Consider the following 15,766-nt stretch of genomic DNA (forward strand, 5'->3'; position numbering starts at 1 on the left):
GGAAACATGCCTGTATTTGAACTTAAAAATGTAAATTACCTGTATTTAAACAGTATACCTGCACTAAACGATATCAGTCTATCAATAGAACAGGGAGAACAGGTAGCAGTACTCGGAGCTAACGGCTCAGGAAAATCCACCCTTTTAAAGCTGCTCGATGGCCTGATTTTTTCTTCTTCCGGAGTTGCAAAGGCATTTGGTAAAATCCTTACAGAGAATATGCTGGATGGAGATGGCGGAGATTTTCCTCAGTTTTTCAGGAAAAAAGTGGGATTGATATTCCAGAACTCAGAGGCTCAGCTCTTCTGCCCGACTGTTTTAGATGAGATCAAATTCGGTCCACTGCAACTGGATATCTCAAAAGAGGATATTAATCAAAGGGTTAATGATGTAATGGAGATGCTGAATATCGAAAATCTCAAAGACCGTGCCCCTTACACGCTTAGCGGTGGAGAGAAAAAGAAAGTAGCTATAGCATCGGTATTATCCATAAATCCAGATATACTCCTGCTGGACGAACCTACCAACGGGCTTGATCCGAGAACTCAGCGATGGCTTGTGGAACTTTTAATTGAACTTAGAAAAACCGGGAAGACTATTATAATAGCAACGCACGACCTGGATATCGTGGAAGAGGTCTCTGAGCGTGCTGTTGTTTTCAGTGAAGACCATAGAATAGTTGCAGATGGCAAAGCACAGGCGATACTCAATGATACAGAACTGCTCTTAAAAGTGAATCTGATTCATGAACATTATCACAGGCACAAAGAAATATTACATAGACACAGGCACGCACATTCTTCAGAACATAATCATAACCATTCAGACTAACCCATACCAGTGCTCAATCGTACTGTGACTATTGAAGGGTTCTCCATTATCCGATAAGCAGCCTCTGTATCTTTTCCTATCTTCACATCCCCTTTACGTCCCACTGTCGCTGTGAAAAGGTAATCATCACCGCTATATACATCCACAGTTTCACCAGATAATTCTTTCACATTAAGAACCACATACTTCTTTGAGCGCTCAATAGCAGGAATAAAGCTTGATATCTCGATTTTTTCGATCTTTTTACCTTTTCCTTTATCTTTACCTTCCTGCCTCTCACGGATATCTAAATGGATACCCAGTTTTTTCTCGATCTGGTCGATATTTTTTCCACCTTTACCTATGACGCTCGGTATGTCCTCCTCATCCATATACACTGTAGCGCTTGAATCTGAGACAACCTTTACATCCACAGGGCCCCGTGTATATTTTTGCATCTCTTTCTTCACGACCCCGGCGGCCAGACTCCACATACCAGGACGTTTCACCTCGATTCCACTGACGGGCATCACTACAACCTGTTCACCGTATGTGTACATCTCATACTCCACTTCCCCTGTCTCAAAATCCGCTACGGTTATAACAGGTCTTGCAAGGTCCTGCTCCAGCATCCCATGCGGCACTTTAACTGTGAATTCGATGTCGTACACCTTTGAAACTTCACCTTTCTCGATGAAAACAACAGTATCCACGACCTGAGGTATCACACCGAGTTCAACACGGCCTATAAGCCTCTGGATGGCGTCAACAGCTCTTGTGGCATGCACAACCCCGACCATTCCGACACCTGCAAGCCTCATATCAGCGAACACATGGAAATCCTTTGTCTTTCTGACCTCATCGTACACCGTATAATCCGGCCTCACCATCAGCAGGATATCAGCAGTCTTTGCCATATCACGTTCTAACGGAGCATACTGGGTTATGGCATCAGGTACCTGCAGATCACGCGGTGATTCCATTGTTTTCACAATAAAACCCTTCCCGTGCAGGAACTCAGCTACACCTGCAACGAATGTGGATTTCCCCGCACCAGGCGGACCTGCCACAAGGATACCCCGCTGCCTTTCTATTATCCTGGTTTTGAGTTCATTGCTGAGCCTGTAATCCTCAAGATGCACCATAGCAACTGGCCTCACCGCAGTAATCTCCCGCCCATCAGAGAAGGGAGGCTGGGCTGCAGCTATACGCATCGGACCGATCTGGAACACAGTCGCACCTGTATAATCCAGTTCAAGATACGAATCAGGATCGCGTTTTGCCCTTTCAATGAGTTCGCGTATAATATCATGAAGCTCGCTGTCTGTGCAGACCTCATCTCTGATTTTTACAAGCCTCTGCTTTCCGATAGTGCCTCTCTTTGCCATAGGGGGCACATTGACTTTGAGGTGAACCGATAGTGTATCTTTTGTGAAAAATTCCTCTATGTGAAGGGGCCTGAGCTCTTCTATCTTGGGATACAGGTATTCCACGTTCAATCCTTTGGCGCGGGCGACATCTGCCTGTACTCTATCACTTGTAATAAAAATTGCATTGTTCTCAACCGCAATTGCGCGTATCATGGAATCGATCTCACCTGCGGGTGCAAGTTTCACCTGCTCAGGCGATGGTCTTTTTCCCTGGTACTGAAGACTGATCTCCCCTCTTTTTGCCATTTCATTGAGTTCTTTTAACTCCTCAAGCCCTTTGAAGCCTATCTCTCTTCCCCTGTTTGCCTGTGCCTCAAGTTCCGAGACAAGAGCCTCAGGTACTATTATAATGGCCTGTTCGTATTCTCCAGCTTTTAACTTAGCTGTAATTCTTCCATCAATGATAACGCTGGTATCAGGAACCAATCGAAGCTCTTCACTCATATTAGTATAAATATATCTCCCTAAAGCTTAAAATGTTCTGCTATTGACACATCTTAAAAGGATATATGCCCTTGGGTATATCATAAAGAATAAGTAGTTTGGTTGCGATTTAAAGATGCAGTCCCGTAGGGTAGTGGTCAATCCTGCTGGCCTTTGGAGCCGGTGACGGCGGTTCGAATCCGCCCGGGACTACTAAATTTTTTTATCCAAGGGGAATATGCCCTGTAAGTCAGAAAAAATCATATTTTCAGACGCGCTATTAAGATGAAGGCAATACCACCAATGATCACCATAGCAACGATAGCTATAGCCATATAAGATGGTACCAGGGCTGTTTGCTGGATCACCGTGTACCGTGGATTCTCAAATCCTGTTGTGTTGTATGAGAGATACCCTGATTCGTTTGAATTGATATAGAGATCCTGAAATAAAGTTCCGTTGCTCCAGTATACCTTCACTGAATATTTCGCGTTAGCCTTTATGTCACCTAATATATATCTCACTTCATTTGAAGCGTTTGTAGATGATTCATTAAACTGGATCTTATAATCACCTGCTTTGTTCCATAAAGTTATGTCTACTGCAACAGGATCTGATGATGGGAGAACAGTAGCGTTGATTCCTGGATGTCCTGTTGCGGTTTTGCTGTAATCAACAGTTCCATCAGGATATACTGTATTAACTATTCTCCTTGTGGCTGTACTGGCATAGATCCCTTTATAATCAAACGATGTGGTTTGCGCTTCCCGAATTGTAACCACCCTCAATTCGCCCTTTGACTCTATATACTGAGCCAGACTGGCGAGATCGTCTCCGGTCCATTCCTCTGCCATGGGGTTACTGTCCACTATTCTATGCAGGACCAGTATCAGCCAGGAATTATTGATAATTGCAGAATCAACCCACTCCTTTACTTCCGATAGCGTTGTGGTGTTCTGGATATGTCTGGCATAAAGCGGGAATTCATCATAAGGTGGGGCTATCGGCCCGTCTGATACGATCCGGTCAGAATCGTAGTATCTCATCACATATGCTTCTGTGAGATAGTTGTACGCCCCGTATGGTGAAATGAAATTATAGACATCCAATCCTTTATCTGTAAGGGCAGTTTTTGAATCGCCAAGTTCAGATTCCAGCCTGGACTTATTAAGTGTCGACATATCTGCATGAGATGTAGTATGGCTCGCTATCTCCCAGCCATAGGTATTTTGAAGTTCCTGGATTTGAGTCCAGTTCATATAAGCCGGGCTTATATCTGGCATATCTGTAACTATTGCGCTTACTCCAGAGAACAGGGAATCGTTTAAAATATGGCTTGCATCAACGGTGCTCTTCCACCCATCATCAAAAACAAATGTGACCAGTGGAATGTATGAACCGTCCGGGTCCGTGGTAAAGCTAAGGAGAGGAGAATCAATTTTATAAGTATTGTCAATATAATTTGAGGCATATACCCTATAATAATACGTTGTATTCGGGGTTAATGATTTAAGTAGATTATATGAGGTGTCTGATAAACTATCAGCATAGCTCCATAAGTTAAGATCAGAGCTATTTGTACCATAATTCACTATAACGTTGACTGTCGGAGTATCGGTTATTGTCCTGATTAATGCACTGGTTTTTCTCACACTGGCTGTTGTTACGTCTATGATATGCGGTGCTGCTGGGACTTCGTTCGTAACAACCATATACGGCTGATTATAATACCATTCTTTAGAATAGCACTGGATGCCCCTAAATCCAGTTTCATCAGGTAGTGTCAGGGCGATATTGATTGTATCTCCCCACGATAGAGAATCCAGTCTATTGCTCGCATCAGGCCCTCTTAATACCCAGGTGTAAAACCCCTCTGAATCAACATGGATAGAATCCACAACAGTTGAATTCATTGATATTGGCGCTTCTGCACCCGTATTAGTCCAATCTGTTGAAGATTTTCTTTTGCTCCATGTAGCATTATATTGCTCGAAAGGCTCGTTAAGAACATGCAATTCTACTGGAGTTGCCGGAAAATTATCCCAATTCTGACAATACAGGGTAAGTGCAATCTCTGTAATATCCTCATCACCGCTCGGAAGTGTCCAGTTCATTATAGTGTTCATTTTTGCGCCGCTACCGTATATCCCTAATGCAGCATCACTGCCGTAATTAGTCGTATTCTGCCCTGAGCGCACATAGGTATCCGCGTTGTTAATGGCATCTACATTAATGTAAGCAGACGCAGATGGTAAAACAGCCATACTCAAAACAACCATTATCCAGAATCTATTCTCATACATATACCTTAAAATCAAGTTACCAATCGTTGGAAATAATATATATTTTGCCTCTCTCTAGGGATCCGTACATATTATATGCCATATAAATAACGAAAATAGGAAGTATTAATACTATTAATACTCTTTAATGGCGAAGGTATTGAAATAGGAATTACTGTATTTGGTGAAAGACATGGTATACCTTATCATTGATGTTATTCATTTTATCGTGAGTTCTATTCTTCTTACCATGGCCATAAGGTCTTTTTTGAAGACAAGAATTACTGCCATGTTATACCTCACTATGGGTTTTGCTTTTATTACATTCGGACATCTGTTTTCTGATATTTATTTTATTGATAATGTGTATATGGACAAGTTATATTCTGAGATATTTGACATAATCGGGTTGATATTACTGATAATAGCGGTGAAAAAAAGCTAATTGTAAATATTAATTAGATGAAATCGAAAAATGGATAATGGAAAAGTGTTCATTGAATTGTTAGCAGATAAATACTCCAGCGCAATAATGGCCCTGACCTCACAGAAGGAATGCTCAGCTTTACAGTTAAACCAGGAACTTAATATACCTCTTTCAACTGTGTACAGAAAGTTGAAACTTCTGGAGAATGCTAACCTTATACAGAATGTCAAGACGATTACAGATCTGTCTGGTAATGTGGAGAAATATTATCGCTGTACAATCCATGAAGCTAGAGTTGGGTTCCATGATGGAAAGGTTTCTATCAGCCTCGATACTCTGGACTATAAAGATAAATTTGTAAGGATCTGGAAAAGGCTTTCCAAGCCAGAAGGTTAAATATTGAGCATCAAAAAAAAGTTTGCAACTAAAGGCTCCCCCTTGATAAAAATTGTTTATTTTATCTTGATTATTTAATCGTCGTGCCAGGCATTAGATATCATGATGCTCATTATAAGGATTTCCAATTTATGGTAATCATTGTTATTGTTTATAATTCAAAGGGTTGTGACTAATATTTTGATAAGGGTAGTATGTAGAAGGTACAACATTTCTACATATACTATTGTAAAGAGGTTGGATTAATGAGTAGGATAGGAAGTATTATAAAATCGTATAGCAGCAAGAACTATTTAATACATATATTTTTAATTTTTGCATTGTTTGCATCGTTAATTTTTATAACCATAGTTCCAGTAGAGGCTACACCAGGTAATTACACCGGTGACTCTTCAACTTGTAAGACATGCCATTCTGCCCAGTATGCATTATGGGCAAATAGCACGCATACCAGTAAACTGATTACACGCGATGATGCTATTGCAAGAGGTTATCCCAATCCGCCTGGTGGCTATAGCTGGGAAAATGTGAGCTTAGTGATAGGCAGCAAATGGAAGATACGTTATGTGAACGATACTGGTTATATCATCACGACAGGCGGCAAGAACCAGTTCAATGTAGATGATCAAATATGGACTGACTACAATAAGGACGCAATCAAGAAATACAACTGCGGTCACTGCCATGGCACTGGTTATCTCAGTAACGTTGCCGATACGGTCAAAGAACCATTCAGGACATTGAGAAATCAGGGCCAGATCCCGGATGGTGTGTATGACAACAGTTCGACACCAGGCTTTAAGGGATACTGGGCTGAGAACAGTGTGGGTTGTGAAGCCTGCCATGGACCTGGAGAAGAGCATGTAAACAGTCCATCCACATTGAACATCAGGAATGCCTCGGTAGTCAGGAATACTCCGCAGATCTGCGGTGACTGTCACAGCAGGCCTCTTGCCAGTAAATACGGTGAATATGATGATTTCAAACCGTACCCTTATGGTGTCAACGATTCTCTTCTGATTGAAACCCTGACCGATAATAGCCCGATGCCAACTGTAAATTACTCCCTAACCGGTGGGCATCATGAACAATGGGAAGACTTGAAAGCCAGCGGTCATGCTGCCAATGCTGTAAATTGTGCTAATTGCCATGGCGGACATGCTATTTCAGATCAGGCGTATGCAGGTGGACCAACTGGTAAGATAAAGTTCAACAATGGTACTGTTTATCCAGCAGCCGTAAAACAGAGCTGTACTGATTGTCATGCATCAGAATTACCAAAACATGGGTTATACAATGACAATTCTAAGTGTATAAGCTGCCACATGCCGCAAAACAGGAAATCATCAAATAAGATCGATCTGCGGTCGCACTGGTTCGATATAACAGCGTTGAGGGATAACAAGAACGCTGGAGTGCACGCGGCAAATTTGCCCGCATTAGAGAGTTTTGCACCGCAGTCATGCAATACATGTCACAAAGCCACACCAGGTAATTTCACAGGTGACTCATCGACCTGTAAGGTATGCCATAAAGATGAGTATGCTCTCTGGGCCAATACCACGCATACCAGTAAATTGATTACACGGGATGATGCCATGGCACGAGGATATCCCAATCCACCGGGTGGCTATTCCTGGGAAAATGTAAGCTTTGTTATCGGCAGCAAGTGGAAGATCAGATATGTTAACGATACTGGTTATATCGTCACGACAGGCGGCAAGAACCAGTTCAATATAGATGATCAAATATGGACAGACTACAATAAGGATACGATCAAGAAATACAACTGCGGTCACTGCCATGGCACTGGGTATCTCAGTAACGTTACCGATACGATCAAAGAACCATTCAGGACATTGAGAAATCAGGGCCAGATCCCGGATGGTGTGTATGACAACAGTTTGACACCAGGCTTTAAGGGATACTGGGCTGAGAACAGTGTGGGTTGTGAAGCCTGTCATGGAAATGGAGGAGATCACGTACTCAGTCCATCCACATTGAACATCAGGAATGCCTCGGTAGTCAGGAATACTCCGCAAATCTGCGGTGACTGTCACAGCAGGCCTCTTGCCAGTAAATACGGTGAATATGATGATTTCAAACCGTACCCTTATGGTGTCAACGATTCTCTTCTGAGTGAAACCCTGACCGATGATAGCCCGATGCCAACTGTAGATTACTCCAAAACTGGTGGACATCATGAACAATGGGAAGATTTGAAAGCCAGCGGTCATGCTGCCAATGCTGTAAGTTGTGCTAATTGCCATGGCGGACATGCTATTTCAGATCAGGCGTATGCAGGTGGACCAACTGGTAAGATAAAGTTCAACAATGGTACTGTTTATCCAGCAGCTGTCAGCCAGACATGTACGATCTGTCATGCACTTGAACTGCCAAAACATGGCTATTACACTGTTAATTCTGAGTGTATAAGCTGCCACATGCCGCAAAACAGGAAATCATCAAATAAGATCGATCTGCGGTCACACTGGTTCGATGCAAATGCGATGAAAAATAATAAGAACACCGGAGTACATGCGCTCAGCTTCGCAACATTACAGAATATTGATGAATCTTGTGTTAACTGTCACAGTTCAGCCAATCTCAGCAAGCCAATAGACACAGCAAGTGCAGGCGTACATAAAGACATCAATAAATCAGAAGGTATTGGCCTCCTGAAAAGCTCAGACTGCAAATCATGTCATTATGGTGCTTCAACCAGCAGTATTCTCAGCCGTAACTGCGATGCATGTCATGTAGACCAAGTAATAACGTCTCCGAAAGTGGACGAGCACACAGACAGAAGCAAGGACGTAGCAGTTACAGCGAGCTGTGCACTGTGCCACAACAACAGTATCAATAAATTCAAGTATAGTAATAATGCAAGCGTAAGCCATTACGGTACTGCTAATTCTCTAATTAATACCTCAAACTGTATCGACTGTCATAACGGTGCTTATACCGGGAATGCAAGCTGGGGCTCACCAGTAAATATCTCGACGAGCAGTAAGAGACAGCATACTGAAACACAGACCAATCAGTGCGACTCATGCCACAAAGATTCAAGTGTTCCGACATTAGCTGCCGTAACTTTCCACAACTCAAGTGTGAAAACCGCATCTCCACCGCCAGTGAATCAGAATTTGGGTTTGTACGATACCCGTATAGCATTTGTACCAAGTGAAACATGCAAAGGTTGTCATGTACAACCTCAAAACACACATCACTTGATGTTAGGCCCTAACGGAAATACAAACCTGGGTTGTTTGGATTGTCACCCAACACAGGGTACTTATCCCAGCCAATATCAGTATATTGAAAGGAGTTGTCAGAACTGTCACAACGGTACAGCATTCTGGGCAAATCCTGCTGTCAACCTGGCACAAATTAGACCACCTGGCAGACCACATCATAACACGACAAAGAACTCTGCATCAAATCTGGCGGTACAGGCTGCATATTGGGCAATAGATAGACAGTGCAATAAGTGTCACGGCAGTAGTATACTGGCAAACTATAATGATGGACATTACTATCCATCATACGATACATCTCTTGTAACTCCCCTTGCTGATTACAAGGTGAAAAACGCAACCACTGGAAAAGAATGGGGCGGCTGTAGAGCGTGCCATAATAGTGGACCAGATAACATTCTCAACAACCGTGACACGCATCATAACGCAACAAGCGGTATGCAAGGCAGAAAATGTACCTATTGCCACGTTGGCAATCCTTCATCACCAAGAACTGATGGAAGTGCAAGCCCGCTGAGAATTTACCTGACCGATGAATACGGCCTTGGATGGGACACCACTAATCTGCATATGGAACTCAGAAATTCAACAATATTGAATGCTGGCGATGCGGTTAATGGCACAGGATGTCAACAGTGTCATAGTGTAGTATCGCTTCACAACATCCAGTATAACTATGTACAAGGCGGCGGACCTGCTGGTTATGGTCACATAAACAATAACGCAGATTGCAATGTTTGCCATGCGTTCTGGGATGCAGGCATGGATAATCCGTTCTTAGGATCTGTTGCTCCAGGTATGTCCAGCGTGACTCCAGATACATTGACTCCAGGTGTAGCCTCAGAAGTGACCATCACAGGCACCAACTTTGTGCAGGAAGGATACACGACTAATGTGTTGGTAGACGGGAATGCTATGGCTGTAGTATCTGTTACAGATACACAAATAGAGGTGACTATTCCAGCATTGAGTGCAGGCGTTCACAGTATCCAGCTTGAGAAAGGCGGCGTGACGAGCAAATTGTCTTCACTGGCAGTTATAGAACCAGTAGATGTTGTAACAGCGAAGCTGGCCTCAGGAAAGATAACTGTTACCGGTACAGGGTTCAGTGTTCAGCCTGATCCAGCATTCAGCGATCTTGGCGTATTCGTTACGAAGAAGGGTCAAGAAACTACATTCAAGGCTGAGGTCATCAGCTGGTCTGATACTGAGATTGTAGTCTCTGGCTCTGGAGCAAGCACAGGAAACCTGCTGGAAGTCAAAGCATTGAATGGTGAAGACTCAACATCAATATCGGGTGGAGGCAAAAAATAAATAAGCCAAAATATATATGTGGGAAAAGAAGAGATTAATAACTCTTCTTTTCATTTTTTTTTGATTCTCTGAAAATATGCAAGAGAATAAATTAAAAGGTGCTATTATCATCACCTGTGATCGTAATATTACGGATTATTTCAATAACAAAGCCTGATGCAGTATATTTGTAAAGGTGCAACGTAATGAAGGGAGGGACTAATTAATGGATGGGCTTCTCTCTCCAGAGAGAAAGTGATAATGTATTTCTTTTAAAAAAACAATTTGACTTAAATGAGTTCAATCTACATAGAAACAAATAATGAAAACCATCTTACGGTTGAGGAATATGTCCGCTATATCAGGATAAAAGAGAACATTCAGCAGCTCTTAGATAGTACGAGTATACAGGAGGCATTGCGCAATTCTGAGTATTCCATCAGAGGCCTTACCATTGATCTGGTAGTAAAGTTCTCTATCAATAAGTGATGTTAATATTTTCTGTGCTTACATTTGTCTTAATTGCTAAAAGGGCTACAATAAACTTTCTCAATTATATCCCGGTCTTGTATCTCAGGATTGCACCTATTCCACCAAACGCTGTCAGGAGCTGGTTTCCCTCTTCAAAATCACTTGAAACGAAAACAACGTTCGTACCCATCTGATCTGCAAGAGTAGAGAGCTCATCCACGATATCCACTGATTCTGCAACCTTTAGGCTTGAACCGCACTTTGGGCAGTTTCCTGGCTGGTATTCCTCCTCACCTGGTTTTTTCGTAACGGTTCTCTTATCCTCAAAATCAGAGTTATTGCATTTTATCGTGAGGCGAGCCTTTCTGAGTTCATCAGATAGCAGAAGTGTTTCCACAGAACCCATCTGGAGGTTCTTCCTGACCTGCTCATCTCCATACGAGGCAAGACCGGTATCGCTTACAAGCTCTTTCAGGAAGCGTTCCATGTGTTTTTTCTCCTTCACCACCTCAACATCCTGCAAAGCCTCACCCAGTTTATCGAAAAGCTCATACAGGCCTGATTCATCTGTATATGCCACATCGTAGAGCCCGAGTATCTTTTTCTGTATTTCATGATGAAAGTATTCGCCGCTCTCGAATTCTTCTTTCGTGGGTGATGGGCCGCCTATGAAAATGCCCTCAAAGTCCTTCGGGTCAACCGCAACAAAGACCTCACTTGCAACCTCGCCTATGCGGGTATAAAACTCATTGATTGCGATAAGACGCAGTTGCTGGAACCTGTGTGAACTCTGACCGCCTTTTCTCTGTTTGCCAGGGACACTGGAGGTGAGATGCGCCATAGGCTCGATATGTTTCCCGCGTAAAAGACCTACGGTTGCCTCGCGCCTGTCAAGAACAATGAGACCATAGGTCTTTTTCTCATGGAGCATATCCTCAAGCGGTGTAAGAAGGAATGATGAGTCACAATGGTATTTGTATGATTTGATAGGCTCAGGCGGCTCGATTATGTATGTCTGCATCTCTGTCTTGTTCGCACCTATATCAACCGCGCCGCAAAAGATGACAACACCATTCTCAGGCGCCTTTGGGATCAGTTTAAGTCTTGAGAGTAGCGACTCAATGGCTCCCTGCACGTTCTGTCTTGTCACTCTTGATTTGATGTTCGATGCCTGGCCGAATTCTTCCCTGAGCTGGCTTGTGATATCTGATATTTGCTTATCATGCGGGATATACAGTGAGATGAGTTCCGTGCCTCTGCCATGCTTACTGCGAAGTGCTTCAAGTGTTCTTTTGAATTCGTATTTCTTATGAGCTTCTGATTCTATCATTGGATTAAGCACCAACCAGAATATAGGAGATTTAGTTCAATATGTCTGCTAATATAGATAAATGTTGAGTGATTCTGAGATATTGATGAGAATACTCATCGTCCCGACCTCATACTGAAAAACCGGAGAACCGGTTGAATCCAGTCTTCTGATGTAGATATTTCAATCATGTCAACTTCAAGATGTTTCATCACCTCAGATAGCTCTCTGTTTCTCAATTCGATGTTTTCTCTGTACTTTTTCCTGAATCCGGCATCCCCTGTATCTACAAGTATCTGCTCTCCTGTCTCTACATCCTCAAGCTCGATCAATCCTATATCAGGAAGTACATGCTCTCTTATATCGAAGAGTTTGACGGCTATTAAATCATGCCTGTTCTTAAGGATCTGAAGCGGCTTTTTAAAACGCTGGATATCATCCTGAAAGTCTGATATCACGAATATAATGCTTCTTTTTTTAAGTATCTTTGAAAGCTGAGCCAGAGGTACTGAAAGGTCGGTATTATTGTGCAATGGTTCGTGAGAAATGGTTTCTCTTATTATCCGAAACGCCTGTTTTTTCCCTTTCATGGGTGGAAGATATTTTTCTACCCTGTCTGTGGCAAGCATCAGCCCGACTCTGTCATTATTTCTCATGGCAGACATCGCAAGGGATGCACACAGTTCTATACCTGTATCTTTCTTAATTGAACGTGCGGTGCCGAATTCGGATGAACGTGAGATATCGAACATTATCATTAAAGTGAGGTCGCGTTCTTCTATGAACTCTTTTACATACGGATGGTTCATCCTTGCGGTTACATTCCAGTCAATCGTCCTGGGATCATCGCCGATATTGTATTCACGCACATCTCCGAATTCGATACCAGTGCCTTTAAAAGCTGAAAGATACGCACCGCTGATGATCCCCTCCACGAGGCGGTTCGTCTTGATATCTATCTGTCTGACTTTAGAAATTATTTCTTTAGTATCAGGGCGCTGCAAAGACATCCCTCCATTCCTCAAGGAACTGGAACTCTCTCCAGGATTGAAGTGATTATTCTGTCTGATGTTACATCCTCAGCCATCGCTTCATAAGTCAGGATAATCCTGTGTCTTAGCACGTCTTTTGCTATCGCTTTAATATCCTCGGGTATTACGTAACCTCTGCCTGCAAGCATTGCATGTGCTTTACCGCCCAGAGCAAGGTATATTGAGGCACGGGGCGATGCCCCGTACTCGATAAAGTCTTTAATATCAAGCCCGTACTCTTCAGGTTTCCTTGTCGTCTGCACGATATCCGTTATGTATTTCGATATTTTCTCATCCATATAGATGCTGTGATTAAATTTCTGAATCTTTATTATTCTTGATGGAGCTATTATTTTTCGGATATGAGGAATGCTGCCGCCTGCCACCATCCTGATTATCTCCTGCTCCTGTTTCTGTGTGGGATAGTCAAGCAGTATCTTGAACATGAACCTGTCTACCTGAGCCTCAGGCAATTCATAAGTTCCCTGCGTCTCGACAGGATTCTGGGTAGCCATTACAAGGAACGGCCCTTCAAGCACATAGCTCTCGTCTGAAATCGTCACCTGCCGCTCCTGCATTGCTTCAAGGAGAGCGCTCTGGACCTTCGGCGGCGCTCTGTTTATTTCATCTGCAAGAATGAAATTTGCAAAGATCGGACCCTTCTTTGTAGTGAACTGGCAGGTATGCTGGTTGTACATCCTCGTTCCAGTAATATCCGCAGGTAACAGATCGGGGGTGAACTGTATTCGCTTGAATGACGCTTCAATAGTATCTGATAGCGTCTTTATCATCAGCGTTTTCGCCAGGCCCGGCATACCTTCAAGCAGCACATGTCCATCGGCTACAAGCGCAAGGATAAGTTTTTCAAGCACATCTTCCTGACCTACAATCACTCTGTGCATCTCATCGGTTATCTCGTTAAGTTCCTGCGAGTATAATTGAGCGTGCTTGTTGAGCGATGAGATATCTTCATCCATTTTATCACCTCGATTCTAATGCCTGACATCAGCGATAGATTTCGTTAATAAGAGCCTTTTTCTTGATATAAATTTTGCTCCCTCCAGAAACCCATCCAATAATCCCGGCATCTAAACGGCTGGAGCATAAATGAACATGAAAAAGCGTCGGTAGTATTTCTAAGGATTGTTTGAGTGAATTAGTGGATAACTCTACGACATAGAAATCTTTATATCCAGGTAACACCAAGTACCGTATGTAAGAAAAACTTACATATGAAATAATGAATATGAGGTGAAAGTAATATGGACATAAAAGCAATTGTGGCAATAGCAGTAATCCTTGCTGTGCTTGGAGCAGGTTACGCTGTAGCAAGACCCACAAACGATGGCCTCCGGAGCAGCATGATGGGCAACTATGGCGGCATGATGGGCAACTACGGTGACAACTACGGTAACATGATGAAGAACTATGGAGGAGGGCTCTGGAATGACATGATGGGTAGCTACGGTGGCATGATGGGTATGATGAGAGACTATGGAGGAGGGCTCTGGAATGACATGATGGGTCCGAACATGATGGGCGGCTATGGTAATGGTAGCGGACACTGCGGTGGCTATGGAACTCCTGGCAGCGGTTATGTGGCAAACGCCACCCCCATAACCATTGAGAAGGCAGGCGAAGCTGTAGAGCAGTATCTTGCCTCAACTGGAAATGAGGATTTGAAGCTTACAGAGATCATGGAGTTTGATAACCACTTCTATGCAGAGATCAAAGAGAAAAGTACTGGCATACATGCGTTCGAATTGCTGATCAACAGATATACAGGCGCAATAACCCCTGAGATGGGTCCCAACATGATGTGGAACGCCAGGTACGGGCATATGAACTGGAATACACCTGCACAGGGTACTGTAACCGAAGAACAGGCACTTGAGAACGCACAGAAGTATCTTGATAAAGCACTGCCCGGAACAAGAGCAGATGAAGTAGATGCATTCTATGGCTACTACACAATACACGTTCTAAAGGACGGCAAGATCTATGGAATGCTCAGTGTCAACAGCAACACCGGTGCTGTGTGGTACCATAACTGGCATGGGGCGTTTATAAAAATGATGGAAGTTGAGTAAACTTACATTGCAAACTTCCTTTTATTTTAAATATATTCAGCACCTTTTAGTAATATGGTGAAAAGGTGGATAAGAAACTCCTGGCAGCGATATTAAACGCACTTGGCAACGAGCACAGCCTTACCATCATGGGAGTTCTTGCAAGAGGTGAACATTATGGCTCTGAACTGGCTAAAGAAGCAGGGATTTCCCGTCCGCTTCTCTACCTGCACCTTAAAAAACTTGAAAATGCAGGTCTTGTGGAGAGCGAAATAAGACATTTTGAAGAACCGCCTTATACGAAGAAATTTTATAGAGCAAAGAACTTTGAATTAATACTATCATTGAGTAAAATTAAAGAGATTATAAAATAGGAGGAAGATTTATGCAGATGATGGACTGGATGTTCGGCTCAACATCACAGTGGCCGATATATACCCTTATAATAGTGGTAGTTATTCTTGGTCTTATATCCATTTATTTAACCTGTATGACTCTGGCAGAGTTGAGACAAATGAGATCGGTCTTTGAGAGAGTTGAAAAACTTCTTCAATCAATAGAGTGAGAT

General features: G+C 42.9%; 13 protein-coding genes and 1 tRNA gene. 9 read left to right on the plus strand and 5 right to left on the minus strand.

All coding sequences use genetic code 11. The annotated features are described in order from the left end of the window. The first annotated feature begins 6 nt into the window (after nucleotides 1–6). Nucleotides 7–831 carry an energy-coupling factor ABC transporter ATP-binding protein gene (locus ANME2D_RS02975; protein WP_048089046.1) on the plus strand — a complete coding sequence of 275 codons (825 nt, stop codon included), beginning with the start codon at nucleotides 7–9 and terminating at the stop codon, nucleotides 829–831. Here the strand turns inward: ANME2D_RS02975 and ANME2D_RS02980 are convergent. After that, nucleotides 828–2,684, minus strand: a complete 1,857-nt coding sequence (locus ANME2D_RS02980) for a PINc/VapC family ATPase (RefSeq protein ID WP_048089047.1) — start codon at nucleotides 2,682–2,684, stop codon at nucleotides 828–830. The two genes, ANME2D_RS02975 and ANME2D_RS02980, sit on opposite strands and share 4 nt — an antisense overlap. Nucleotides 2,685–2,803: 119 nt before the next feature. Here ANME2D_RS02980 and ANME2D_RS02985 point away from each other — a divergent pair. Continuing rightward, nucleotides 2,804–2,876: transfer RNA gene (locus ANME2D_RS02985), tRNA-Gln, on the plus strand. Between the two features lie 47 nt (nucleotides 2,877–2,923). Here ANME2D_RS02985 and ANME2D_RS02990 read toward each other — a convergent pair. Continuing rightward, on the minus strand, nucleotides 2,924–4,981 hold the full coding sequence (locus ANME2D_RS02990) for a DNRLRE domain-containing protein (protein ID WP_157833923.1): 2,058 nt from the start codon (nucleotides 4,979–4,981) through the stop codon (nucleotides 2,924–2,926). Nucleotides 4,982–5,138: 157 nt separating this feature from the next. On the opposite strand from ANME2D_RS02990, the gene ANME2D_RS02995 reads away from it, so the two are divergent. The 4 genes from ANME2D_RS02995 (at nucleotide 5,139) to ANME2D_RS03010 (ending at nucleotide 10,807) form a co-directional block, all read left to right on the plus strand. After that, nucleotides 5,139–5,390 (plus strand): hypothetical protein, encoded by a 252-nt coding sequence (locus tag ANME2D_RS02995; RefSeq protein WP_048089049.1) that lies wholly within the window; start codon nucleotides 5,139–5,141, stop codon nucleotides 5,388–5,390. A 30-nt stretch (nucleotides 5,391–5,420) separates the two neighbouring features. Further along, nucleotides 5,421–5,768: an ArsR family transcriptional regulator gene (locus tag ANME2D_RS16685; protein WP_052368530.1), complete on the plus strand. Its 348-nt coding sequence runs from the start codon at nucleotides 5,421–5,423 to the stop codon at nucleotides 5,766–5,768. Between the two features lie 245 nt (nucleotides 5,769–6,013). Next, nucleotides 6,014–10,339: an IPT/TIG domain-containing protein gene (locus ANME2D_RS03005; RefSeq protein ID WP_048089050.1), complete on the plus strand. Its 4,326-nt coding sequence runs from the start codon at nucleotides 6,014–6,016 to the stop codon at nucleotides 10,337–10,339. 273 nt (nucleotides 10,340–10,612) lie between these two features. Further along, nucleotides 10,613–10,807, plus strand: coding sequence for a hypothetical protein (locus ANME2D_RS03010; RefSeq protein ID WP_048089051.1), 195 nt, complete (start codon nucleotides 10,613–10,615; stop codon nucleotides 10,805–10,807). A 64-nt stretch (nucleotides 10,808–10,871) separates the two neighbouring features. Here ANME2D_RS03010 and prf1 read toward each other — a convergent pair whose 3' ends face one another. The 3 genes from prf1 to ANME2D_RS03025 all read right to left on the minus strand — a co-directional run bounded on the left by prf1 (nucleotide 10,872) and on the right by ANME2D_RS03025 (nucleotide 14,106). Beyond that, nucleotides 10,872–12,119 (minus strand): peptide chain release factor aRF-1, encoded by a 1,248-nt coding sequence (prf1, locus tag ANME2D_RS03015; RefSeq protein ID WP_048089052.1) that lies wholly within the window; start codon nucleotides 12,117–12,119, stop codon nucleotides 10,872–10,874. A gap of 95 nt (nucleotides 12,120–12,214) precedes the next feature. After that, the gene (locus ANME2D_RS03020) at nucleotides 12,215–13,102 is read right to left on the minus strand and encodes a DUF58 domain-containing protein (protein ID WP_198527336.1); all 888 of its coding nucleotides are present in this window, start codon (nucleotides 13,100–13,102) and stop codon (nucleotides 12,215–12,217) included. 17 nt (nucleotides 13,103–13,119) lie between these two features. Further along, nucleotides 13,120–14,106, minus strand: coding sequence for an AAA family ATPase (locus ANME2D_RS03025; RefSeq protein WP_048089054.1), 987 nt, complete (start codon nucleotides 14,104–14,106; stop codon nucleotides 13,120–13,122). Nucleotides 14,107–14,391: 285 nt separating this feature from the next. Between ANME2D_RS03025 and ANME2D_RS03030 the strand changes: the two genes are divergently transcribed. The 3 genes from ANME2D_RS03030 to ANME2D_RS03040 all read left to right on the plus strand — a co-directional run bounded on the left by ANME2D_RS03030 (nucleotide 14,392) and on the right by ANME2D_RS03040 (nucleotide 15,763). Beyond that, nucleotides 14,392–15,219 carry a PepSY domain-containing protein gene (locus tag ANME2D_RS03030; protein WP_052368531.1) on the plus strand — a complete coding sequence of 276 codons (828 nt, stop codon included), beginning with the start codon at nucleotides 14,392–14,394 and terminating at the stop codon, nucleotides 15,217–15,219. A gap of 65 nt (nucleotides 15,220–15,284) precedes the next feature. After that, nucleotides 15,285–15,572: an ArsR/SmtB family transcription factor gene (locus ANME2D_RS03035; protein ID WP_048089055.1), complete on the plus strand. Its 288-nt coding sequence runs from the start codon at nucleotides 15,285–15,287 to the stop codon at nucleotides 15,570–15,572. Nucleotides 15,573–15,583: 11 nt separating this feature from the next. Continuing rightward, entirely contained in the window at nucleotides 15,584–15,763 is a 180-nt protein-coding gene (locus ANME2D_RS03040; protein ID WP_048089056.1) for a hypothetical protein, read from the plus strand. Nucleotides 15,764–15,766 lie beyond the last annotated feature (3 nt).

Source organism: Candidatus Methanoperedens nitratireducens (genome assembly GCF_000685155.1).
GTDB classification, from domain to species: domain Archaea; phylum Halobacteriota; class Methanosarcinia; order Methanosarcinales; family Methanoperedenaceae; genus Methanoperedens; species Methanoperedens nitratireducens.